This is a genomic window from Chelatococcus reniformis, assembly GCF_014640075.1.
In the GTDB taxonomy this organism is placed as follows: Bacteria; Pseudomonadota; Alphaproteobacteria; order Rhizobiales; family Beijerinckiaceae; genus Camelimonas; species Camelimonas reniformis.
This window is the reverse complement of record NZ_BMGG01000001.1, coordinates 21,429-43,091: the sequence shown is the minus strand read 5'-3', so window position 1 is coordinate 43,091 and position 21,663 is coordinate 21,429. Positions and strand designations below refer to the sequence as shown.

The 21,663-nt window shown below is 70.4% G+C and carries 22 protein-coding genes; 12 read left to right on the top strand and 10 right to left on the bottom strand.

The features are described from left to right. Positions 1-28: 28 nt before the first annotated feature. Complete coding sequence (locus IEW34_RS00185; protein ID WP_188607129.1) at positions 29-526, bottom strand: winged helix-turn-helix transcriptional regulator; 498 nt, start codon at positions 524-526, stop codon at positions 29-31. 95 nt (positions 527-621) lie between these two features. Between IEW34_RS00185 and IEW34_RS00180 the strand changes: the two genes are divergently transcribed. The 3 genes from IEW34_RS00180 to IEW34_RS00170 are packed head-to-tail and all read left to right on the top strand — an operon-like array spanning position 622 to position 2,227. Next, positions 622-1,197 (top strand): dihydrofolate reductase family protein, encoded by a 576-nt coding sequence (locus tag IEW34_RS00180; protein WP_188607128.1) that lies wholly within the window; start codon positions 622-624, stop codon positions 1,195-1,197. Positions 1,198-1,205: 8 nt separating this feature from the next. Next, on the top strand, positions 1,206-1,865 hold the full coding sequence (locus IEW34_RS00175) for a glutathione S-transferase family protein (protein WP_188607127.1): 660 nt from the start codon (positions 1,206-1,208) through the stop codon (positions 1,863-1,865). A 20-nt stretch (positions 1,866-1,885) separates the two neighbouring features. Beyond that, entirely contained in the window at positions 1,886-2,227 is a 342-nt protein-coding gene (locus IEW34_RS00170; protein WP_188607126.1) for a nuclear transport factor 2 family protein, read from the top strand. A gap of 265 nt (positions 2,228-2,492) precedes the next feature. Here the strand turns inward: IEW34_RS00170 and IEW34_RS00165 are convergent, their stop codons facing one another. The 4 genes from IEW34_RS00165 to IEW34_RS00150 form a co-directional block, all read right to left on the bottom strand. Next, on the bottom strand, positions 2,493-2,939 hold the full coding sequence (locus IEW34_RS00165) for a hypothetical protein (protein ID WP_188607125.1): 447 nt from the start codon (positions 2,937-2,939) through the stop codon (positions 2,493-2,495). 253 nt (positions 2,940-3,192) lie between these two features. Continuing rightward, positions 3,193-3,399, bottom strand: a complete 207-nt coding sequence (locus tag IEW34_RS00160) for a hypothetical protein (RefSeq protein WP_188607124.1) — start codon at positions 3,397-3,399, stop codon at positions 3,193-3,195. A gap of 30 nt (positions 3,400-3,429) precedes the next feature. Further along, a complete protein-coding gene (locus IEW34_RS00155) occupies positions 3,430-3,945 on the bottom strand; it encodes a thiol-disulfide oxidoreductase DCC family protein (protein WP_188607123.1) in 516 nt (171 codons plus the stop codon). A gap of 15 nt (positions 3,946-3,960) precedes the next feature. After that, on the bottom strand, positions 3,961-5,517 hold the full coding sequence (locus IEW34_RS00150) for an aminotransferase-like domain-containing protein (RefSeq protein ID WP_210324418.1): 1,557 nt from the start codon (positions 5,515-5,517) through the stop codon (positions 3,961-3,963). Positions 5,518-5,662: 145 nt separating this feature from the next. Between IEW34_RS00150 and IEW34_RS00145 the strand changes: the two genes are divergently transcribed. From IEW34_RS00145 to IEW34_RS00130, 4 genes are all read left to right on the top strand, one after another. Further along, positions 5,663-7,693, top strand: a complete 2,031-nt coding sequence (locus IEW34_RS00145; protein WP_188607121.1) for a hydantoinase/oxoprolinase family protein — start codon at positions 5,663-5,665, stop codon at positions 7,691-7,693. Continuing rightward, positions 7,693-9,702: a hydantoinase B/oxoprolinase family protein gene (locus IEW34_RS00140; protein WP_188607120.1), complete on the top strand. Its 2,010-nt coding sequence runs from the start codon at positions 7,693-7,695 to the stop codon at positions 9,700-9,702. The genes IEW34_RS00145 and IEW34_RS00140 overlap by 1 nt, the downstream gene beginning before the upstream one ends. After that, a complete protein-coding gene (locus IEW34_RS00135) occupies positions 9,699-10,709 on the top strand; it encodes an SIS domain-containing protein (RefSeq protein WP_188607119.1) in 1,011 nt (336 codons plus the stop codon). Before IEW34_RS00140 ends, IEW34_RS00135 begins: the two co-directional genes overlap by 4 nt. 107 nt (positions 10,710-10,816) lie before the next feature. Next, positions 10,817-12,352, top strand: a complete 1,536-nt coding sequence (locus IEW34_RS00130) for a YifB family Mg chelatase-like AAA ATPase (protein WP_188607118.1) — start codon at positions 10,817-10,819, stop codon at positions 12,350-12,352. A 63-nt stretch (positions 12,353-12,415) separates the two neighbouring features. Here the strand turns inward: IEW34_RS00130 and IEW34_RS00125 are convergent, their stop codons facing one another. After that, on the bottom strand, positions 12,416-13,171 hold the full coding sequence (locus tag IEW34_RS00125) for an SDR family oxidoreductase (RefSeq protein WP_188607117.1): 756 nt from the start codon (positions 13,169-13,171) through the stop codon (positions 12,416-12,418). A gap of 207 nt (positions 13,172-13,378) precedes the next feature. Between IEW34_RS00125 and IEW34_RS00120 the strand changes: the two genes are divergently transcribed. From IEW34_RS00120 to IEW34_RS00110, 3 genes are all read left to right on the top strand, one after another. After that, a complete protein-coding gene (locus IEW34_RS00120; RefSeq protein ID WP_188607116.1) occupies positions 13,379-14,356 on the top strand; it encodes an AraC family transcriptional regulator in 978 nt (325 codons plus the stop codon). A 162-nt stretch (positions 14,357-14,518) separates the two neighbouring features. Then, on the top strand, positions 14,519-15,145 hold the full coding sequence (locus tag IEW34_RS00115) for an HAD-IA family hydrolase (protein ID WP_244641648.1): 627 nt from the start codon (positions 14,519-14,521) through the stop codon (positions 15,143-15,145). A gap of 113 nt (positions 15,146-15,258) precedes the next feature. Then, positions 15,259-16,029, top strand: a complete 771-nt coding sequence (locus IEW34_RS00110; protein ID WP_188607114.1) for an HpcH/HpaI aldolase family protein — start codon at positions 15,259-15,261, stop codon at positions 16,027-16,029. Between the two features lie 139 nt (positions 16,030-16,168). Here the strand turns inward: IEW34_RS00110 and IEW34_RS30385 are convergent, their stop codons facing one another. The 4 genes from IEW34_RS30385 to IEW34_RS00090 form a co-directional block, all read right to left on the bottom strand. Then, on the bottom strand, positions 16,169-16,339 hold the full coding sequence (locus IEW34_RS30385; protein ID WP_188607113.1) for a cupin domain-containing protein: 171 nt from the start codon (positions 16,337-16,339) through the stop codon (positions 16,169-16,171). Further along, positions 16,336-17,217, bottom strand: a complete 882-nt coding sequence (locus IEW34_RS00100; protein ID WP_188607112.1) for an ABC transporter substrate-binding protein — start codon at positions 17,215-17,217, stop codon at positions 16,336-16,338. The genes IEW34_RS30385 and IEW34_RS00100 overlap by 4 nt, the downstream gene beginning before the upstream one ends. A 26-nt stretch (positions 17,218-17,243) precedes the next feature. Next, positions 17,244-17,939 carry an alpha/beta hydrolase gene (locus IEW34_RS00095; RefSeq protein ID WP_188607111.1) on the bottom strand — a complete coding sequence of 232 codons (696 nt, stop codon included), beginning with the start codon at positions 17,937-17,939 and terminating at the stop codon, positions 17,244-17,246. A 70-nt stretch (positions 17,940-18,009) separates the two neighbouring features. After that, entirely contained in the window at positions 18,010-19,224 is a 1,215-nt protein-coding gene (locus tag IEW34_RS00090; RefSeq protein ID WP_188607110.1) for a DNA glycosylase family protein, read from the bottom strand. Positions 19,225-19,255: 31 nt separating this feature from the next. Between IEW34_RS00090 and gluQRS the strand changes: the two genes are divergently transcribed. Together gluQRS and IEW34_RS00080 are read left to right on the top strand one after the other, a co-directional pair. Then, positions 19,256-20,164, top strand: coding sequence for a tRNA glutamyl-Q(34) synthetase GluQRS (gluQRS, locus tag IEW34_RS00085; RefSeq protein ID WP_188607109.1), 909 nt, complete (start codon positions 19,256-19,258; stop codon positions 20,162-20,164). A gap of 343 nt (positions 20,165-20,507) precedes the next feature. Next, positions 20,508-21,479: an AraC-like ligand-binding domain-containing protein gene (locus tag IEW34_RS00080; protein WP_188607108.1), complete on the top strand. Its 972-nt coding sequence runs from the start codon at positions 20,508-20,510 to the stop codon at positions 21,477-21,479. The last annotated feature ends 184 nt before the right edge of the window (positions 21,480-21,663 follow it).

Sequence of the window (21,663 nt, the reverse complement as noted above, 5' to 3'; positions counted from 1 at the left end):
CGCCGCCATCAACGCCTTGAACGGCGGTTCAGGGCGTGGGGGCGGCCACCGCCGCCTCGTAGGCAGCCTGGAGCTGCGCGGCGACGGACGGCCCGGGCTTGGTGGGGGCGCCCAGGTGGACGGTGCGCAGTTCGTCCATGAACGCCGCCCACAGCTCCGGTCCGCCGGCCTCCAGAAGTTCGGCGCGCACCGACAGTTCGTAGGACGCCGGCAGATACTTGACGCCCCAGGCGCCCATGTGCGCCAGCAGGGGGACGAGCGCGATCGCCATCTCGGCCAGACTGTAGATCGCCTTCTGCTTGTGGCCGGGGTCATCGGCCCGGGTGATGAAGCCGGCCTCGGTCAACCGCCTCAGCCGATCCGCCAGGATGTTCGAGGCGATGCCTTCCTCCGATCGGGTCAGCAACTCGCGGAAGTGGCGGCGGTTGCCGAACATCATGTCGCGGATGACCAGAAGGCTCCAGCGATCCCCCAGCGCCTCCAGGGTCAGATTGATCGGGCATCCCGACCTCTGCGTCTCGCTCACGGCTTCGTCCCCGTCACAAACCGTTTGCGAAATAAGATCGGTTTTGGCAATCTGCAACCAGTTGCAAAATGCAATCTGTCTCGAGGAGAGTGCAGGTGCGCAAGCCGGTGCTATCCATGTTCATGAGCCTCGACGGCTACGTCGCCGGCCCCGACGGCGAGTTCCTGCCGCCGGAGTGGTCGGCCGACGTGGAGACCTATTGGTCCGGCTACGCGCTGACGCGGGCCGGGCACCTGCTCTACGGACGCGTCAACTTCCTGTTCAACAAGGCGTTCTGGGCGGCGGCGGAGACCGACCCGACGAGCCCGGCCGCCGGCGTCAGCTATGCCGGCACCATGAACCGGCTGCCCAAGACGGTGTTTTCGACGACGCTCGCGGGCGATCCCGGATGGAACGCCAGCCTCGCCGGCCGCGACCTCGCCGGTGCCGTCGCCGGGCTCAAGGCCGGCGGCGGCGGCGACCTGTTGCTGTTCGGCGGCGCGCTGCTGGCCCGCAGCTTCGTCGCGGCGGATCTGCCCGACGAGTACCGGCTGATGGTGACGCCCAACCTCTTGGGTGCCGGCCAGCGGCTGTTCGAGCCGGGTTTTGCGCGGCTCGAGCTGGAACTGACCGAGAGCCGGGCGCTCGATACCGGCGCCGTGATCCTGCACTACCACCGCAAGCGGAGCTGACGGCGCCCATGACTCTCGTGCTCTACGCCCATCCCTTCTCCTCCTACTGCCAGAAGGCGCTCATCGCGCTCTACGAGAACGGCACGCCCTTCGAACTCCGCCTCCTGGCGCCGGATCAGCCGGAGCACCTGGCGGCGCTGGAGGCGCTGTGGCCCTTCAAGCGCTTTCCGGTGCTGGTGGACGAGGGCTGCCCCATCATGGAGGCAAGCATCATCGTCGAGCATCTCGACCTGCATCATCCGGGACGGGTGCGGCTGCTGCCGGCCGATCCGGCTGCCGCGCTCGAGGTGCGCTTCATGGACCGCTTCTTCGACAACTACGTCTCGACACCGCAGCAGAAGATCGTCTTCGACGCGCTTCGCGCTGAGGCGGACCGTGATCGCGCCGGCGTGGCCGACGCGCGGGCCGTGCTCGAGACGGCCTATGCCTGGCTCGACACGCACATGGCCGAGCGCACCTGGGCGGCGGGCGGGACCTTCGGCCTGGCGGACTGCGCCGCAGCGCCCTTCCTGTTCTATGCCGATTGGACGCACGCCATCGACACGCGCTTTCGCCACGTGCGGGCCTACCGCAACCGGCTCCTGGCGCGCCCCTCCGTCGCCCGCGCTGTCGACGAGGCGCGGCCCTACCGGCCGTTCTTTCCGCTAGGCGCGCCTGACCGGGATTGAACCGGCGAGGGAGTGAACGCATGACGAACGACGAAGACCGGCTGGTGAGACACTGCTTCGAAGCCTTCCGCGCCGCGGACCGCGACGCCATGGAAGCTGTGCTGCATTCGGATTTCACCTTCAACTCGCCGCGCGACGATCGCATCGATCGTGCGGCCTATTTCGCGCGCTGCTGGCCCGGCGCGGGCACGTTCGCGGCGCTGGATCTGCTCGCCATCGTCGGCGATGGGACAGGCGGCTGCTTCGTGCTCTACGCCGGCCGCAGCCGGGCGGGCGCCGGTTTCCGCAACGTGGAGCGGATGACGTTCAGGGATGGCAGGATCGTCGCGACGGAGGTGTTCTTCGGGCGCGAGCCGGGCTGACGCCGCGCTGGAGAAGCGGCAGGCCGTCGCTCGCTGCGTTGTTCTCGCGCACGTCGGTGACGATCGGGCGGCCTTGGAAGAACGGCTCGTAGTCGCGAGCCGCACGTCGTGGAGCGCGGCGCGAGCGCCGCTGGGAGGCCTCCTTTCGTTCAGGTGGCGACACACCAGCGCCGCGGCCGCCATGGCGGGAATGAACGGACCATGGCCGCCTTCGGCGATGAGGTGCCAGCTGCGCGTGACCGGCGTACCGGAGAGCGCTCGGCCGCTAACCTCGACGAACATGCCGCCGCGGTGCTCGCCCCAGCGCAGGTGACGCATGACGAAGGCGACGAGCCCCGCCGCGGGGCTTCAGCGTCGGCAGCAGTCCGAGGCGCACGGCCCACGCCCCCGCCATCAGCAGGCGATAGAGATTCTCGGGCACGGGCGCCGCGCCCATCCAGATCGTCCGCGTCGCGGGCCACAGCTCGGCCAGGGCCCGAAGGTCCGGCACGTCCACCAGCGCGAACAGCCGGTTGTCGAGGGGCACGGCGCCCGGCGGCGCTACAGTGAAGCGCACGCCATCGGTGAGCGGCCATGCGGTCACCGCGGCGCCGTCGCGCTTCAGCGGCGTCGGCTGACCGGCGTAGCCGGCGATCGCCCGGATAACGCTGGGACCAAGGTCTGCATGGGGCGACGGCGCGGCGCCGCCGCGGATCGATTCGATCGTCGCCATGCCGGTCGATAGCCGGCTCCCGACCGCGGCGGTAAGCACTGGGAAGCTGGAAGCGCCTGAGAGCACATATAGGTGCCCGCGGCCCTCGCAGCCGCGTCGTAGGCGGCGACGCCGGCCACGAAGGCGGAGCCGTCGGCGAGGTCCATGTAGTCGACGCCGCTGGCAAGGCACGCCTCGATCAGCTGGTAGGCGGCGACGCCGTAGGCCTGGAAGGGGCCGCTGGCGTCGACGACGAGGTCGGGCTTCAGTGCCGTCAACGCCGCCCTGTCGCGGCTCGGTCGAAGGCCGCCGGCTGGAGCACGGCTGCCGCTTCCTGGGCCGCGCAAAAGGTCTCGGCCTTGCCGTGCGAGCGACCGGCGACGATGATGTGGAGGCGCGGCTCGTCTTTCAAGAGGCCGATGGTGCGGCTGCCGAAGGTGCCGTAGCCGCCGACGACGAGCAGGCGCAGCTGCGCGCTCATCGGCGGTCCGCCGCGAACGCCGAGCCCGCGTCAGCTGCCATGGACCGTTTCCGCGGCCGGAGCGCAGCCCGGACGTGGCGTCCACCCGCCGGACTGGGGTTCGACGAAGCGGTCGGCCTGCGCCGGGTCGGGCATGAAGCAGGTCTCGCGCCGGCCGAACCAGCGCAAGCGGTTGCGCGCGATGACGCCGTAGAGCCGGTCGGCGAGAGGGCGCGGCAGCAGCCGGCCGAGGGCCGCCAGCGACCACGGCAGGCCGAGCCCCTCCAGAATGCGGATCGAGCCGTCGGCCTTGATGCGCACCCGCCCGTCCTCGAGCAGCAGGTTCGTTTCATAGTCGCCGGCGGCAAGGCCGAAGTGCCGGTAGAGGGCTTCGCCGAGCGGCGACTGCGCCGCCAGCAGGCGGTAGCGGCGCTTATGGTCGTGGTCCAGGATGAACCGGGCGAAGCCCGAGCACAGCACGCAGTGGCCGTCGAAGACGATGATTGGCTGGTCGTCGGCAAACGGCGGCACGGCGGGATCGCGCCGGTAGCTGTAGGGTTCGGGCACGGGCGGCCTCCGCGCTCAGCCGGCGCCGCGCAGTGCGACCGCGGGCGGCCGCCGGGCCGGTCGCTGGCCGGCGTAGGCCTGCCAGGCCTGCGCCAGGCGGCGCACGCCGAGCGTGATCGCCTCGCTGTCCTGCACGAACTGGAGGCGCACGTGGTCGTCGCCGCTTCCGTCGCTGGTCAGCGCCGAGCCGGCGACGACAGTGACGCCGTGCAGCAGCGCCACCTGGGCGAACTCGGTGGCGGTGCCGGCGGGCAGGCCGGCCCAGAAGGACAGCCCGCCGGCCGGCCGCCGCCAGGTCCAGTCCGGCAGCAGCCGGTCCATTGCCTCGCAGAGCACGTCGAGACTTCGGGTGATCTCCTGGTGGCGCCGCTGGCGCACCGTGTCGGCATGGTCGAGCAGACCCGCCGCGATGGACTGGACGATGGGTGAGCCACCCATGTCGGCAACGGCCTTGAGCCGCGCCAGATGCTCGATGATCGGCTGCGGCGCGCGGATCCACCCGACGCGCAGCCCGGGCCAGAACAACTTGCTCAGCGAGCCGATGCTGAGGATCGGCGCCGTCGGCGAGATCTGCGCCAGCGCCACCGGCCGATCTTCGCCGACGAGCAGGTCGAGCATCGTCTGATCGTCGACCAGCGTCACCTGGTGCTCGTCGATCTGCTCCACGAGGGCGAGCCGCTGCTCGTGCGGCATGACCAGGCCGGTCGGTGCGTGGCAGGTGGGGGAGACGAGGACGAGACGCGGGCGGGCGCTCTTTAGCAGCGCGCCCAGCCCGTCGAGAACGAAGCCGTCGGGGTGCACGGGCAAGGGCTCGATGTGCGCGCCGAGCATGCGGAACGCGTCGATCGCCCCGGGGTAGGTCGGATTCTCCAGCACGACGCGCTCGCCGTGGGGCGCGTAGAGCTGGCCGACCAGCCAGATCGCCTGCTGTGCCCCCGAGGTGATGAGGATCTGGTCCGGCTGCGTGGGCAGGCCGCCGCGGCCCGTCACATACCGGGCGACCGCCTCGCGCAGCTCGGCAAGACCGAGCGGCTGGTAGCCGCTGCTGGCGGGCAGATCGTCCAGCGCTGCGGCCCGTCCCAGGGTCACCTCGCGCAGTAGCGGCCCGATGCTGGCCTGCCGGGAGACGCTGAAGTCGACGGCGCCGCTGCGCTGGGGCGACAAGGGCCGCAGCATCGGGTTGCGGGCCATGGCCTTGACCACATCGGAATTGACGTAGGGCTGAGGGACGGCGTGCTGGGGGTGACGAACCAGGTGGCCGCTGCCCTGGCGGCTGTCCAGCCAGCCCTCCTCGCGAAGTGCGCGGTAGGCGCTCACCACGGTGGTGCGGCTGACGCGCAGGATCTGAGCCAGCGATCGCTCGGGCGGCAGCAACATGCCGGGCGCGATGTCGCCGTGCACGAGCGCTGTGCGCAGGGCCGTTGCCAGCCGGGCGTAGAGCGCCCCCTCGGCCTGCCGCCAATCGCCGAGGATCCGTTGAAACGACTGCGGCTTCTGGAGCACCGGCCTCGACCCCGCGGCGACGTCGGCCGTCCCCATGGCCGCCGAACTGCCGTCCTGCGGGCCAATCACCACGCGGCGCCATCGGATGTCAACCACCGGAGGGTGCAAATGAAGATCCAATTTATTGAATTGGCTTCTTGATGCAACGCACAATATCGGCACGAATATCGCTATTGGCCTTTCTGGCCCCGTCCAATTCACGACGCGAGGCACAATGACCGTGGCGAGCATCCGGGTAGCCGTGGACGTCGGCGGCACCTTCACCGACATCTGCATCTTCGACGACCGATCCGGGACGATCAGCGTCGAAAAGCTGCCGTCGAGCGCGGACCCGATCGAGGCGGTTCTGCAAGGGGTCGAAAAGGCGGGCGTCGATCTGCACGACGTCGCCCTCTTCTCCCACGGCACCACGGTCGCGACCAATGCGCTGATCACCCGGCGCCTGCCGCGGGCGGCGATGGTCACAACCCGCGGATTCCGGGACATCATCGAGATCCGCCGCGGTACCAAGGAAGACCTTTGGGATGCCTACAAGGATGTGGCTCCCCCCTACATCCGCCGCCGCGACCGCATCGAGGTCACCGAGCGCGTCGACTACGATGGCGCGGTTCTAACCGCGCTGGACGAGGACGAAGCCCGCCGCGTTGCCGGCGTGCTGCGGCGCAAAGGCATCGAGACCATTGCGGTCTGTTTCATCAACGCGCATGCCAATCCGGCCAATGAGCGCCGCATGCGCGACATCCTGGCGGCGGAACTGCCCGGTGCCCGCGTGTCCTGCTCCAGCGAGGTGCTGCCGGAGATCTTCGAGCACGAGCGCTTCTCCACCGCCGCGGCCAATGCCGTCCTGGCGCCGCTGGTCAGCGGCTACGTCAACCGCCTGGGCGATCGCCTCAAATCGAGCGGCTACGACGGCGACCTGCTGATCCTCCATTCCGGCGGCGGCGTGATGACGCCCAAGACGGTGGAGAAGATGGCCGTACGTCTCGCCGCCTCGGGCATCGCGGCCGGCGCCATCGCCAGCCGCCACATCGCGGGACTGGCCGGCTTCTCCAACGCCATCGGCCTGGACATGGGCGGCACCAGCACGGACATCTCGCTGGTCGCCGACGGCGTCCTGCGGACCACCAAGGAGTGGTTCGTGGAATATGGCTACCCGATCTGCCTGCCCAGCATCGAGGTGCTCACCATCGGCGCCGGCGGCGGCTCCCTGGCGTGGCTCGACGAGGCCGGCGGCTTGCGCAACGGACCGCAGTCGGCCGGGGCCAATCCCGGTCCGGCCGCCTACGGCCGCGGCGGCACGGCGCCGACCAATACCGATGCCAATCTGGTGCTCGGGCGGCTCGGAGGCGAGTTGATCTCCGGTGCCATGACGCTCGACCGGGACGCCGCCGACAGGGCGATCGGCGGACACGTGGCCACCCCTCTGGGCCTGACCGTGCCGGCGGCCGCCAACGCCATCCTGCGCGTGGCAAACGCCAACATGGCGGATGCGGTGAGGCTGATCTCGATCCGGCGCGGCTACGATCCCCGTGAGTTCGTGCTGGTGGTGTTCGGCGGCGCCGGCCCCCTCCACGGGGTCGACCTGGCGCGCGAATTGTCGATCCCGACCGTGCTGGTGCCCCCGCACCCCGGCATCACCTCGGCGCTCGGCTGCCTGCTGGTCGACATCCAGCACGACCTTTCCACCATGTTCCTGGGGCGGGCGGACGCCGTCGACCCGGCCGACGTGGCGGCCGAGTTCGAAAAGCTGGAGGAGGAGGGCCATCGGCGCCTCGCGGCCGAGGGCGTCGCGCCGCAGGACATGCAGCTGCTGCGCCACATCGACATGCGCTACGTCGGGCAGTGGCGCTCGATGTCCATCGCCACCTCCGGGCGGCTGAGCGATCTCGGCGGCATCGTCGAGCAGTTCCACGCCGCCCACGCCCGTGAGCACAACTTCCGCCGCGACGGCGCCAAGGTCGAGGTCTACCGGCTGAACGTCACGGCCATCGGCACGGTACCAAAGCCCGACCTGCCCGAGCACGCACCCGTCACGGCAAGTCCGGCCCCCACCGGCACCCGGCCGGTGTGGTTCCAGGACGGTTCGGCTGCGATCGCAACCCCCGTCTTCGACCGCGCGAGCCTCGCCGCCGGCATGGTGATCGCCGGACCGGCGATCATCGAACAACTGGACTCGACCACTCCCATTCCGCCGGGCGCCACTGCCGAAGTCGACGCGTGGCTGAACCTCAGGATCACAGTCTGATGGATACGCAATCGCCTGCCAGCGGCGGCCCGGGCCGCGCCTATTCGCTCGATCCGGTCACCCTCGAGGTGCTCAAGAACTCCTTCTCGACGATCGTCGACCAGATGGCGGAGCAGATCCTGCGCACCTGCCATTCGTTCGTGATGTACGCCCGCGACTTCTCGTCGGCGCTGTGCGACCACGAGGGCAACACCGTGATGCAGGGCAGCGCCGACATCGCCGTGCACGTCGGCACGCTGCATTTCACCGCCAAGGCCGTCATAGAGGCCTTCGGCGACGACATCGGCCCCGGCGACGTCTTCGCGGTGAACGACCCCTACCTGGGCGGCACGCACTTCTGCGACGTGCGCATCGTGCGCCCGATCTTCGCCGGCAGCGAGATCATCGGCTACTCCCAGTCGAACGGCCATTGGGCCGACATCGGCGGCAGCGTGCCCGGCTCCTTCGACGTCAACGCCAAGGAGCATTTCGGCGAGGGCCTGCGCCTGCCGCCCATCCGCATCGTCCACCGCGGCCGCTATTGCGGCGACGTGGTGCGGATGATCGTCTCCAACACCCGCGCCCCCGAGGCGGCCGAGGGCGACCTGCACGCCCAGCTCGAGGCGACGCGCATCGCCGAGATCGAGCTCCTGCGCCTCGTCGCCAAATACGGCCGAGAGACCGTGGTCACCGCCATGCAGGAGGTGCAGGACTACGTGGAGAGGCTGACCCGCCAGCGCGTCGCCGAAATGCCCGACGGCACCTGGGAGACGATCGACTTCCTCGACTACGATCCGGCCAATGGCGAGGGCCTGGTGCCGGTGAAGGTGCGGATGACCATTGCCGGAGACCGCATCCGCTACGACCTCTCGGGCTCGGCCGAGGCGGTGGCCACCTTCCTCAATGGCACGTTCGGCTCGTCGTTCTCGGGGCTCGTCACGGGCACCAAGATGTTCTTCCCCGATCTGCCGCTCAACTCCGGCTTCTACCGCGTGCTCGATGTGGAGCTCGGGCCGCCGGGGACGGTCGTCAACGCACAATGGCCGACGGCGGTGACCGGCTTCTGCTCGGGTTCCTACGGCAAGGTCGTGAACGCCGTGTTCGAACTGTGGTCGCACGTGCAGCCGCAGCGCGCGATGGCCTGCTGCGTCGACATCGAATACCTGCTGGTCGGCGGGCGTGATCGGCGCACGCCCGATGGCGACGTGTTCATGTGGTACGACTGGATGGTCGGCGGCTGGGGCGGCCGCAACGGCAAGGACGGGTCTAGCGCCACCTCGGCGGTGTTCGGCGTCGGCGAGGCGGTGCAGCCGCTGGAAGGTCAGGAGCGTCTGTGCCCAGTGGTCACCACCGAGCACCAGATCGCCACCGATTCCGGCGGCCCTGGGCGTTTTCGCGGCGGCTGCGGCGTGCGAAAGGGCGGCGTGCTCACCGCCATGCGCGGCACCGTCATGTCCTATTGCTGCGACCGCGCCCGCTCCATTACCTGGGGGATCCAGGGCGGCCTGCCGTCGATTCCGCACGGCGTCTGGCTGACCCGGGCGGGCGGCGAGCCGCGCTACATGGGCGCCATCTTCTCCAACGTCCCGGTCGGCGAGGGCGACCGCTTCACGCGGCCCTCGGCCGGTGGCGGCGGCCTCGGCGATCCGCTGGAGCGTGATCCCGCGGCGGTGCTGGAGGACGTGATCGACGAATACGTCAGCGTCGGGCGCGCCCGGCGGGACTATGGGGTCATCGTGAGGGAGATCGATCGCGAGCTTGATCTCTTCGAGGTCGACATGGAAGCAACCAGGTCGGAGCGCCGGCGCATTCGCGCCGAGCGCATCGGCTGGTTGAGCGAAGACCCCGAGGGGGTGGCCGGCCGCTTCCGTAGCGGCGAACTCGACGTGCTCGACCTGGTGCGCCAGTTCGGCGTCATTCTCGACTGGGGCACCGGCCAACTGCTGCCTCAGACGACGGCGCAATACCGCGAGATGCTACAACGCCGGGCCGTGCCGGCGTGGCTGGCGACCGAGGGAGGTGCAGCGTGAGCTCCGGCTTCAATCTGGACCGGCAGATCGCCTCTGCCCCCGCGGAGCTGCGGACGATCCTGGCCAAGCCCGTGCCTGCGCTCGATCGCGGCCGGCCGATCATCTTCACCGGCATCGGCACGTCGCTGCATGCGGCGCGGGTCGCCGCCGGCTGGATCGCGGTGTTGAGCGGCGGCGCCGTGCGGCCCCAGGCCCTGGACGCGCACGACGTGGGGACCTGGGCGCCGCTGCGGTCCGAGGACCAGGTGGTGGTGATCAGCCATCGGGGCACCAAGATCTTCCCCACCGCCGCCCTGGCCCGGGCCCGGGCCGCGGGCGCTGCGACCATCGCCATCGTCGGGGCGACCGCGCCGGAGCAGGGGGCGGACCACACGCTGCGAACCTGCGCCAACGAGACCGCGGGAACCTTCACCGTCTCCTACTTGAGCTCGCTCGCCGTTCTGGCGCGCCTGGCAGAGCCATTCGAAACCTCTGTCGAAGGCGCCTTCGCGGCCGGGCTCGACGCATTGCCCGACGCCGTGCAGCAGACGGCGGGCCTCGGCGACCCGGTGGCGGCGGCAGCCGCGCTGACCGAGGCCGAGACACTGCTGATCGTCGGTTTCGGCATCGACTTGCCGACGGCGCAGGAGGCGGCACTGAAGATCAAGGAGGGGGCCTGGCAGTGGACCGAGGCGATGTCGCCGGAGTTCGCGCTGCACGGCACGCCGGCGAGCTACCATCCGCGCATGGCAGCCGCGCTGATCGAGCCGGGGCAGCCGGACGGCGGGCGCACCGAGCTGCTGTGCACTGCTCTCGGCGAGCTTGGCCTGCGCACGCTGGCGGTCAGCGAACGCCCTGACGCGGAGCTCCCCTTCGTGTCACCGCACCCGCTGCTGCGCCCGGTGACGGGCATCGTGCCGCTGCAGCGGTTGACCGCGGAGCTGGCGCGCCTGCGCGGCACCGATCCCGACACCATGCACGGCCACCGCGAGCCGTGGCGCACGGTCATGGCCGGCGTCCGGTTGTGATCGGCCGGTTCGGCCGAGGGGCGATGATCATGTTCCCGTCTTGTTCTTGCATTCGCCCCGATCTCCGCTAGCATAGGTTGCGGCGACGGCGAGGGTGGGGCGAACGGATGGTCACGCGGGTGTCGACGGTGGCGTTCGCGGGTATCGAGGCGCGCGCCGTCGACGTGCAGGTGCAGATTACCAGCGGCGCCGTGGCCTTCACCATCGTCGGGCTGGCCGACAAGGCGATCGCCGAATCGCGGGAGCGGGTGCGGGCGGCGCTGATCGCCTCGGGGCTGGCGCTGCCCGGCAAGCGCATCACCGTCAATCTCGCGCCTGCCGACCTGCCCAAGGAGGGCTCGCACTACGACCTCCCGATCGCGCTCGGCGTCATGGCGGCGATCGGCGCCATTCCGGGAGACGCGCTCGACGGCTTCACCGTGCTGGGGGAACTCGCTCTCGACGGCTCGATCTCGCCGGTGGCCGGCGTGCTGCCGGCGGCCATCGCGGCGGCGGCGCGCGGCCACGGCCTCATCTGCCCGGCGGCCTGCGGCCCGGAGGCCGCCTGGGCGGGCGGCGAGGTCGACATCGTGGCGCCGCGCTCGCTCATCCAGCTCGCCAACCATTTCAAGGGCACCCAGGTGCTGGCGCGACCGCAGCCGGCCATCGCCCAGGCCGCCGGGCCGCTGCCGGACCTCAGGGACATCAAGGGCCAGGAGAGCGCCAAGCGGGTGCTGGAGATCGCCGCCGCGGGCGGCCACAACCTGCTGATGAACGGCCCGCCGGGCGCCGGCAAATCGATGCTGGCGCAACGCCTGCCGTCGATCCTGCCGCCGCTGACGCCGCGCGAGTTGCTCGACATCTCCATGGTGCACTCGGTCGCCGGGCTGCTGGAGGAGGGGGCACTCACCGACCGGCGGCCGTTCCGGGCGCCGCACCACTCCGCCTCGATGGCCGCCTTGGTCGGCGGCGGCCTGCACGTCAAGCCGGGCGAGGTCTCCCTCGCCCACAACGGCGTCCTGTTTCTGGACGAGCTGCCGGAATTCACGCCCCAGGCCCTCGACAGCCTGCGCCAGCCGCTCGAGGCGGGAGAGGTGATGATCTCGCGGGCCAACCACCGCGTCGTCTACCCGGCCCGCTTTCAGCTCATCGCCGCCATGAACCCCTGCCGCTGCGGCCGCGCCACAGAGCCGGGCTATGCCTGCCGGCGGGCGCCCAACGAGCGCTGCATGGCGGGCTACCAGGCGCGCCTCTCCGGCCCGCTGCTCGACCGCATCGATCTGATCATCGAGGTCGCCGCCGTGACCGCCGTCGACCTCATCCTGCCGTCGCCCGCGGAGGGATCGGCGGACGTGGCGGCCCGTGTCGCCGCCGCCCGCGCACGCCAGGCGGACCGCTACACAGCCCTGGGCCTCGGCGGCATCATCAACGCCACCTGCCCGGCGCCGGTGCTGGAGGACGTGGCGCGGCCCGAGGCGTCGGGCCTCGCCCTGCTGCGCGATGCGGCCGAGGCCATGCGGCTGTCCGCCCGGGGCTTCCATCGGGTCCTCAAGGTGGCCCGCACCTTGGCCGACCTCGACGAGGCCGACGCGGTGCGCCGTATCCACGTCGCCGAGGCCTTGGGCTACCGAACCGCCATCGACCGGGTGGCCGCGGCGGCATGAGGAACAAAGCCCGACCGCGTTCGGGGGGCGAGCGCGCATCGAGGCCTATGCGGACCGCCTCGCTCAGATGCCCTGGCCGCCGGAGACCTCGATGCGCTGGGCGTTGACCCAGCGGTTGTCCTCGGCAAGGAGGCTGGCGATCATCGGCCCAATGTCGTCCGGCAGCCCCGCGCGACCGAGCGCCGTCATCTGGGCGAAGATCTTGTTGATCTCCGGATTGTCGCGCACGGCGCCGCCGCCGAAATCTGTCTCGATCGCCCCCGGCGCCACCGTGTTGACGGCGATGCCGCGCCCGCCCAGCTCCTTGGCCATGTAGCGCGTCAGCACCTCGACGGCCCCCTTCACCGCCGCATAGGCGGCGTAGCCGGGATAGGCCAGACGGGTGAGGCCGGACGACAGATTGACGATCCGCCCGCCGTCGGCGATCAGCGGCAGCAGCGTCTGGGTGAGGAAATAGACGCCCTTGAAGTGGACGTTGACCAGTCCGTCGAACTGCGCCTCGCTGGTCTGGCCGATCAGCGCATAGTCGCCGTGGCCGGCGTTGTTGACGAGGTGGTCGAACGACTCCCGCGCCCAGGTCTCGCGCAGCGCTGTCCGCAGATGATCGGCGAACGACCCGAAGGCGGCGATGTCGCCGGTGTCGAGATGGAGCGCGACCGCCTTACGCCCCATGGCTTCGATCTCGGCGACGACGGCTTGCGCGGCTTCGGCTCGGCTCTGATAGGTGAGGGCGACGTCGCCGCCGTGGCGGGCGATGGCGAGAGCGGTGCTGCGGCCGAGGCCGCGGCTGGCACCGGTGACGAGGCTGATCGTGGTCATGGTCGTGCTCCTCGAGGGCACCGGAGCCGTCCGATGCAAGGACAAAGCTGGAGCGGCAGCTCCGCTTCCATCGGAGCGTCCGCCGCTCTGGCGTGACCGGCTGGATATCGTGCCGCGAGCCTGCGGCGTGTTGCCGGATCCGCCACATTGCTTGCCTGATCCTCCAAGGCGTGTGCACCGGTGGCAGTGAGGATGTAGGCTCGCGCGATGACCGCCCTTCTCGATGCCGTGCGCCGCCACGCCGAAGCCCATGCCGACAGCGCCGGCATCGCCCGAACCCCGATCCCGGGCCTCACCACCGTGCGTGCCACGATGCCCAGCGATCTCGTCTACGCGATCTCGCGACCGCTCGTGGCTCTGGTGGTGCAGGGCAGCAAGCACGTCAGCATGGGGGTACGGGCACTGGCCTTCTCCGCGGGTGATTCGCTGCTGATCACCGCCGACGTGCCGACGGCGAGCCAGATCATCCGCGCGAGCATCGCGGCGCCTTACTATTCGCTGGTTCTCGAGCTCGATCTCGCCATCATTGCCGAGCTGACGGTGGAGATGCGGGCTGAGCGCGTCATCGACGACGTGCCTGTTCGGGCCGAGCCCACCGACGCAGAGGTCGCCGACGCGGCGCTGCGGCTGATGCGCCTGCTCGATCGCCCGGCGTCGCTGCCGATCCTTCGGGCGCAACTCCTACGTGAAGTCCACTACTGGCTGCTGGTCGGCCGGCACGGCCCCGCCATCCGCCGTCTCGGCTGGCCGGACGGCCATGTCCAGCGCGTGGCGCGGGCCGTCGCCGTGCTGCGCGCCGAGTTTGCCCGGCCCTTGCCGGTTGCGCGCCTGGCGGAGGCAGCCGGGATGAGCCCGTCGTCGTTCCACCACCATTTTCGGGCGGCGACGTCGCTCTCGCCGCTGCAGTTCCAAAAGCAGCTGCGCCTGATCGAAGCGCGGCGGCTGATGGTATCGGAGGGCACGTCCCCGAGCCGTGCGGCGTTCGCGGTGGGCTACGAGAGCGTGCCCCAGTTCACGCGCGAGTATGGGCGCCTGTTCGGTTTGCCGCCCGGGCGGGACGTCGAGGCGGCCAGAGCGCTTCTTGGTCGGGTGGACCCACCCGACCAAGGAGAAGCGCACCAAGTTCAACGACTTGGAGCATTTCTGACCGATCAGATGTCTCCATCTGATCGGGAAATGCTCTAAGGCCCGGGCCGCCGCCTGATGCATCGACCCGGGTTCCCCACCACACGACCGACCGCGTTGACGCGGCTGCATGGGGCGTGGTGCCGGCCTGCCGCAACGGGACTCCCCCCGCGCCGCCCGAGCCTCTATGACAGGCACCGAAACAGAGCTGGAGGAACAACCTTGATCGAGGCGGTTATCTGGGATTTCGGCGGCGTGCTCACCTCGTCCCCGTTCGATGCATTCGCGCTCTTCGAGCGCGAGCGGGGGCTGCCTCGGGATTTCCTGCGCACCGTGAACGCCACCAACCATCTGGACAACGCCTGGGCCAAGGTGGAGCGCAACGAAGTCGACGGCGACACCTTCGACCGGCTCTTCGCCGAGGAGAGCAAGGCCCTCGGTCATGAGGTGCGCGGCAATGACATCATCCCGTTGCTCAGCGGCGACCTGCGGCCGGCGATGGTGGAGGCGCTGCGCCGCATCTCCGAGCGTCTGAAGACCGGCTGCATCACCAACAACCTCGTGGCTAGCGCTTCGGACAATCCCAAGTCGATCTACAAGGCCGAGGTCATGGCCCTGTTCGGGCACGTCATCGAGAGTGCCAAGATCGGCCTGCGCAAGCCTGATCCGCGCATCTACGCCATGATGGTCGAGGCGCTTGGGGTCGATCCGGCCAGGTGCGTCTACATCGACGATCTCGGCGTCAACCTGAAGCCGGCGCGGGAGATGGGCATGACCACGATCAAGGTCGTCGACCCGGCGGTGGCGATCGCCGAGCTCGAAAAGGCGGTCGGCTTCCCGCTCGGCTGACGGCGGCGCGGACGCCCGCGCCAAGACGGCAGCAGTCCAACGACTGCGATCCAAGTCGACGTCGATGCAAACGACATCGACCGAAGCCGAAACGAAGACGAAGAGGAGACGCCATGACGGTCTATGCAGCTTTCGCCGATCGCCTCCGCCGTGGCGACTCGACCTTCACCGCCTGGGTCGGGTGGCCCGAGCCGATGGTCGCCGGGGCGCTGGCCCAGGCTGGCTACGACGCCGTCACCCTCGACATGCAGCACGGCGCCATCGACTACCTCGGCGTCTTGCGCTCGATCCCGCTGATCATGGCGGCTGACCGGCCGGCCGTGGTGCGCATCCCGGTCGGCGAGTTCGCCACCGCGTCGCGGCTGCTCGACGCGGGCGCCGCGGCGATCATCGCGCCGATGGTCAATTCCGCGGCCGACGCCCGGGCGCTGGTGGCATTCACCAAGTTGCCGCCGGTCGGCCAGCGCAGCTGGAGCCCCTACGCGGCCCTGCCGCTGTCCGGGCTCACCGCCGCCGCATATCTGGCAGGCGGCAACGCCCTGGTTCGTGTCTTCGCGATGGTGGAGACGCGCGAGGCGCTCGGCGCGCTCGACGACATTCTGGCGGTCGACGGGATCGACGGGATCTTCGTCGGCCCGTCTGACCTGTCGATTGCCCTGTCCGACGGCGCGCAGGTGGATGCCGAGGCACCGGCGGTGGAGGAGGCGCTCGACCACGTGGTGGCGCGCTGCCGTGCCGCCGGCAAGGTGCCCGGCGTCTACGCCATCACGGCCCAGCGGGCGAAGACGCTGGCTGCCCGCGGTTTCGTCTTCATCGCCGTGGGCAGCGACGGGCTGCTGCTGCACAGCGCCGCCCGCCAGGCCATCGGCATCCTGCGCGGCTAGAGTATCCGTTTTCGAGCGAAGTGGACGCCGGTTCGCGTGAAGCAAACGAGACAAATCAATCAAATAGAGCATTTTGGCGATTCGAAGAAACGCGGAAATGCTCTAGACGCGATCTCGCTCGTCCGCGGCCCAGGCGGACTCAGTCACCCGGCGCCGCATCGAGCTCCACGTAGAGCCTTCGCCACGGCGCCTCGTCGATGAGGCGCCAGCGATGCCCGCTGCCGCTCGTGTCCTCGGCGAGGAGAACGTCGCCCGGGGCCAGCACAAAGGTCTCGCCGTCGCGGGTGGTGAACTCGAGCGTGCCGCTCAAGGTGACGACGTATTGCCGGCACGGGGCGGTGTGCCAGTCGAGCGAGGCATGCGCTGGGCTCTCCTCGAGATGCACGGCGTGAGCCGCCTGGACGACGGCGAGGGGCAGGGCGATGTCCTCCACGTGGGAGCGGCCGTCGGGCCCGGTGAACAGGCGAATGCAGCGTGTCGTGGTTTGATCCACGTCGTGACCAGCGCGCCGAGGCGACCGTCGGCCGCGAGGCGCGCCTGGGCGGCATCGAGCGCCTCGCGCAAAGGGGCGTTGCCTTTGCGCACGCAGATGCCGAGCTTCTCCACGGTGATATCGTCCTGCACCACCTCCAGGTGTGACCGGTCGCGTGTCAGCCAACGCATGACCGGCGCAAGCTTCATGATGGCGGCGATCCGACCGGCCTCCAGGTCGTCGAGCATGGCGCCGATGCCGGCATAGGGGTAGACCCGCACCTCGGCCACGGCGCCCTGCGCTTTCAGGCGCTCGGCCACTGGCTGCGAGGTGTTGCCCTTCTGGACGGCGATCACCTGCCCCCCGAGGTCGCGGACGGACCGGTACGTGGGATGGCGCGCGACGTTGCACACGAGGCTCTGCCCTGAGATGACATAGGGCGCGCAGAAATCCACCTTGGCCTCGCGCTCGGGCGTGATCGTCGTCCCGGAGGCGACGCAATCCCAGGCGCCGCTCTCGAGCCCGTCGAAGATGCCGTTGAAATCGGCGCCCTCGTAGCGGCAGGCGCGCCAGGTGAGGCCGAGCTCGGCGGCGAGGGCCTGCATCAGCGCGATATCGAAGCCCGCCAGCGCGCCATCCCGCTCCATTTCGAACGGCGGGTCCGGAACGGCCGACGCCACGGTGAGCACACCCGGAACGATGGTCTCGACGGTCATGGGTGCGCCTTCCATCGGTGCTGGGCCTACCCCGCGGCTCCGCGCGCGGGATAGGGCAGCCCGAAGCACTGGGTGAGGAACAGGCCCCCGTGCCGCAGGCCCTCGGCGTCGATGCCGTGGCCGAGCCCCGGGCACAGGTGCCATTGGCAGGGCACCTCGGCCTTCGCCAGCCCCTCGGCGGAGAGGAACAGGGCGTCGGCGGGAATGAGGTCGTCGGCCTCGCCGTGGATGAGCAGCACCGGCGGCCGGCCGCGGATATCGTCCTTCAGCGCCTCGGTGCCGGCGCGCTCGTCGGCCACCAGCAGGCCGGAATAGCCGAGCAGGGCGGCGGGCGGCCGCGCGCGCCGCAGGCCGACGTGCAGGGCCATCATCGTGCCCTGGCTGAAGCCCACCAGCGCCAGCTTGCTCTCGTCGAGGCCATGGCGGGCGAACTCGGCGTCGAGGAAGGCGTCGATGACTGGCTGGGCGGCATTGGCGCCCACCCAGCGCTCGTTGGGGTCGCGCATGGTGAGCGGGAACCACTGCCGGCCGGTGGGCATCTGCGGCAGGCGGCTCGGCGCATGCGGCGCCACGAAATAGGTGTCGGGGAGCCAGGCCTGCCACTGGCGGCCGATCTCGATCAGGTCGTTGCCGTCCGCGCCGTAGCCATGCAGCAGCACGACCAGCCGCTTGGCCCTCCCCGAGCGTGGCGCAAGGCGCGGCCCGTCGATCGTCTGCGCCATCGTCTGCCACTCCCAATGGATGCCCGTCCGCTCGTCGAGCCTTAGCACGGCAGGCGACACGGCGACACGGTCAGGCGAGCGCTTTAGCCCGGTGCCGCTGCAGGCGTCGCGCCCGGCTGCGCAGCGCCGCCGGGCCGTCGGCGCTCAGGCGTGCCAGCACTTGCACAAGGCGGCGGGCGTGGGCGCCGGTGCGCACCGCGAGGTCGGCCGCGGCCTCGAGGGCGCAGGCGCGCGTGTCGGCACGGGCGGCGCCGCGGCCCTCGGCAATGCGCAGCAGCACGGCGACTGCGCGCCGCGCCTCCTGATCGGTCAGCGCCGCCCGCGCCAGCGCGCCCATCAGATGCGGAGAGGCGGCGGCATCGGTGCCGCGGTCGAGGAGCGCGATCAGCGCTGCGGCCCGGCCCGTCAGGGCCAGGGGCTTGGCCGAGGCCAGCGCCGCGAGGCCGCGGGCTGCATGCAGGCGGATGGGAGCGCTGTCGGACAGCACGCCCTCGAACAACAGGTCCGCCGCCCACGGATCGCGCAGCAGGGCCGCCGTGGCCGCGTCGCCCCCGTCGGCAAGCCCCGCCAGTTCGCCACGGAGCGGCGGCCGGGCAGCCTCGGCCGGACCGACGATGGCGGTGGTGGCGCCGTCGGCGCCCGCCACGGGGGCGCCGTCGCGGCCCTTGGCCCGGGCGTAGAAAGCCCACAGCAGATAGGCGGCGGCGCCGCGCCACGGCCGCCAGCGCAGGGCGAGCGCCGCCATCGCCGTCTCGTCGGGCCGCTCCGCCAGCCTGAGCGCGAGGCGGGCCGCCTCCTGCAGGGCGAGGTCGCCGGCCGGAAAGGTGTCGGGATGGCCGAGGCAGAACAGCAGGTAGATGTCGGCGGTCCACGGGCCGATGCCCCCGATGCGGGTCAACGTGGCGTGGGCCGCCTCCGCGTCCATGTCGGCCAGCGCGTCGAGCGGCAGCGTGCCGTCGGCGACCGCAGCGGCGATGGTGCGCAGCGCGCGAACCTTGGGGGTGGAGAGCCCGGCCGTGCGCAGCACCGCATCGGAGGCTGTCAGCAGCCGGTGCGCATCGGTCGGGTGCAGGGCCGCGTCGAGCCGCGTCCAGATGGCATTGGCGCTGGCGGTCGACACCTGCTGCGCCACGATGATGCCGGCGAGGCCTCGGAAGCCGGGCTCGCGCTTGCGCAGCGGCGGGCGCATGCCGCGCGCCATCACCTCGGCCATCAAGGGGTCGAGCCGGGCCAGCGCGGCGAGGCCCGCATCGAGCGCCGCGCGCGAATCGATCAGGCTTGTCATGGGCGAAACTTAGCGCGAAAGCAGCGGGGACATGCTCCCGGATCTTGCGCCCATCGGCCCGGTGTCGCGGCCCATCCTGCGCTTCGCGCCAAGTCCCAACGGCTATCTGCACCTGGGTCACGCCTACTCGGCGCTCCTCAACGCGCGCCTGGCGCGCCGGCTCGGCGGTGTCGTGCTGCTGCGCATCGAGGACATCGACATCGGCCGCTGCCGGCCCGCCTATGCGGAGGCGCTGCTGGAGGATCTGGCCTGGCTCGGCCTTGCCTATCCGCAGCCGGTGCGCCGCCAGTCGGACCACTTCGCCACCTACGCAGCGGTTCTGGACGAACTGAGGCGGAGAGGGCTGCTCTATCCCTGCTTCTGCTCGCGGGCCGAGATCGCCGCCGCTGTCGGCCGGCGAGGCGAGACGCCGCGCGATCCCGACGGCGCGCTCCTCTATCCCGGCACCTGCCGCGCACTGGCGCCGGCCGAGGTGGAGCGCCGGCTCGCCGCCGGCACGCTCCACACCCTGCGCCTGCGCATGGATGAGGCTTGCGCGCTGTGCAGCGAGGGCCTCACCATGCGGGTCTGCGACTGCGACTGCCGTGAAGGCTCCGTAGCTGTCGATCCCCGGTGCTGGGGCGACGTCGTGCTCGGCCGGCGCGACGTGCCGACGAGCTATCACCTTGCGGTGACGGTCGACGACGCCCTGCAAGGCGTGACGCACGTGGTCCGTGGGGCGGATCTCCTCGCCGCCACCGCCATCCATCGCCTGTTGCAGCGTCTGCTGGGTCTGGCCGAACCGTGCTATCACCATCATCGGCTGATCACCGACGATGACGGCCGCAAGCTGGCGAAGAGCGTGGAATCGTTGCCGCTGCGCCAGCTCAGGGCGCGCGGCATCACGGCCGGCGACGTGCGCCGCGATCTGGGATTCGGTGATCTCGAAGCCGGCGCTTGAGATGTAACCGGCGGCTGCGAAAGTATTGTGCGCCGCGGCGTAGCACTGCACCGCTGCCACCACTGCACCCAGACGCATGACTCAGCGCACGCACCGGCAAGCATGTCGTGATAGTGTCGCTTAACAATAACGACTGCGGCTTGGTGCCCGGCTTGGCAACCAAATTGCTAGGAGCTGCGATCGGAGGGCACCATGCGTGCTGCAGATCACGTCGGCGAGGCGGACTCGCGCACTCCCCAGGGGGACGGGCGCCGCGTATCAGGGCGAGGCTCGGCCGGCGCCGGATACGCGCTCCATTCGCGCTGCGGCCACGCTCTCCCCTGTGCCGAAACGGGAGGTTAGAATGCGCGTGAGCTACTCGACCGTGCAGGCTGCCCCGGCGGCGCGCAAGTGGTACTGGAATCGGGCGGTCTCGCGCACCTACTTCCCTTTGGAACTAAGCTTTCACAGCACGCCGGGCTTCGCCGGCGCGCTCGACGTGTGGTCGCTCGGCGATGTGTCGATCTCGCGCAACGTGTCCGATGGGCTGGTCTATCGCCGGCATGAGCGGCATCTGCTGCACGAGCGCGAGGAAAGCTTCCTGATCACGGCGCCGGAGCTGTCCGACATCGTCTTTGTTCAGGATGGCCGCGAGGTGCGCGGGCGGCCGGGCACCTTTCTCGTCGAGCGCAGCCATCTGCCCTACGAGTTCAGCCACGCCGAGCCCAATGCGCTCTGGGTGCTCAAGATTCCGGCAGCGACCCTGCGCGCCCGCGTCGGCCAGCCCGAACGGCTCGCGACCCTCACCTTCGATGCGACGCGCGGCATCGGTGCCCTGTTCGTCGACATGATCCGCCTGGCCGCGCCGCGCATCGACGAGATGGACGAGGCGGCCAGGGATCTCACCGGGCGGCATCTGGTCGATCTGCTGGCCCTGGCGGTCGAAGCCGATGACCGCGTGCTGGGCAGCCGCGGCACCTCGGTGCAGAGCGCCCACCTCCAGCGGGTCGAGCGCTTCATCCGCGCGAACCTCGGCATGAGCGGGCTTGCGCCGCAGATGATCGCGGATGCCTGCGGAATTTCGGTGCGTTACTTGCACCAGCTGTTCGAGATGCAGGGCAGTACCGTCTGTGGCTGGATCCGCAGCCAGCGCCTCATGATGTGCGACGAGGCGCTGCGTGATCCGACCAGCCGCCGGTCGATGTCCGAAATCGCCTACCAGTGGGGCTTCGGCGATCAGGCCCAGTTCAGCCGGCACTATCGGGCTCATTTCGGGCGTACGCCGAGCGACACGCGGGGAACCACCCGGGCCGGGCGGTCGGCCGCGCAACGGTAGCTGCGGCCGGCGCAGCGCCGGCACTCGCGGATCGAAAAGGTCGAGACCACCCGCTCGGGCGGGCGGCGGAGCTTTGCCGGCGCACGGGCCTGGAGCGCTTCCGGTTGGGTGGAATCACCCAGGCACAGGAGAAGCGCGCGAGTTGCAAGAGGTTAGAGTATTTCGCTGCAATTGGATGATGCCA

Coding starts and splice junctions, on each gene's coding strand:
- IEW34_RS00175 (WP_188607127.1), top strand. CDS start 1,206: ATGACTCTCGTGCTCTACGCCCATCCCTTCTCCTCCTACTGCCAGAAG.
- IEW34_RS00170 (WP_188607126.1), top strand. CDS start 1,886: ATGACGAACGACGAAGACCGGCTGGTGAGACACTGCTTCGAAGCCTTC.
- IEW34_RS00165 (WP_188607125.1), bottom strand. CDS start 2,939: ATGGCGACGATCGAATCGATCCGCGGCGGCGCCGCGCCGTCGCCCCAT.
- IEW34_RS00160 (WP_188607124.1), bottom strand. CDS start 3,399: ATGAGCGCGCAGCTGCGCCTGCTCGTCGTCGGCGGCTACGGCACCTTC.
- IEW34_RS00145 (WP_188607121.1), top strand. CDS start 5,663: ATGACCGTGGCGAGCATCCGGGTAGCCGTGGACGTCGGCGGCACCTTC.
- IEW34_RS00140 (WP_188607120.1), top strand. CDS start 7,693: ATGGATACGCAATCGCCTGCCAGCGGCGGCCCGGGCCGCGCCTATTCG.
- IEW34_RS00130 (WP_188607118.1), top strand. CDS start 10,817: ATGGTCACGCGGGTGTCGACGGTGGCGTTCGCGGGTATCGAGGCGCGC.
- IEW34_RS00125 (WP_188607117.1), bottom strand. CDS start 13,171: ATGACCACGATCAGCCTCGTCACCGGTGCCAGCCGCGGCCTCGGCCGC.
- IEW34_RS00120 (WP_188607116.1), top strand. CDS start 13,379: ATGACCGCCCTTCTCGATGCCGTGCGCCGCCACGCCGAAGCCCATGCC.
- IEW34_RS00110 (WP_188607114.1), top strand. CDS start 15,259: ATGACGGTCTATGCAGCTTTCGCCGATCGCCTCCGCCGTGGCGACTCG.
- IEW34_RS00100 (WP_188607112.1), bottom strand. CDS start 17,217: ATGACCGTCGAGACCATCGTTCCGGGTGTGCTCACCGTGGCGTCGGCC.
- IEW34_RS00095 (WP_188607111.1), bottom strand. CDS start 17,939: ATGGCGCAGACGATCGACGGGCCGCGCCTTGCGCCACGCTCGGGGAGG.
- IEW34_RS00090 (WP_188607110.1), bottom strand. CDS start 19,224: ATGACAAGCCTGATCGATTCGCGCGCGGCGCTCGATGCGGGCCTCGCC.
- gluQRS (WP_188607109.1), top strand. CDS start 19,256: ATGCTCCCGGATCTTGCGCCCATCGGCCCGGTGTCGCGGCCCATCCTG.
- IEW34_RS00080 (WP_188607108.1), top strand. CDS start 20,508: ATGCGCGTGAGCTACTCGACCGTGCAGGCTGCCCCGGCGGCGCGCAAG.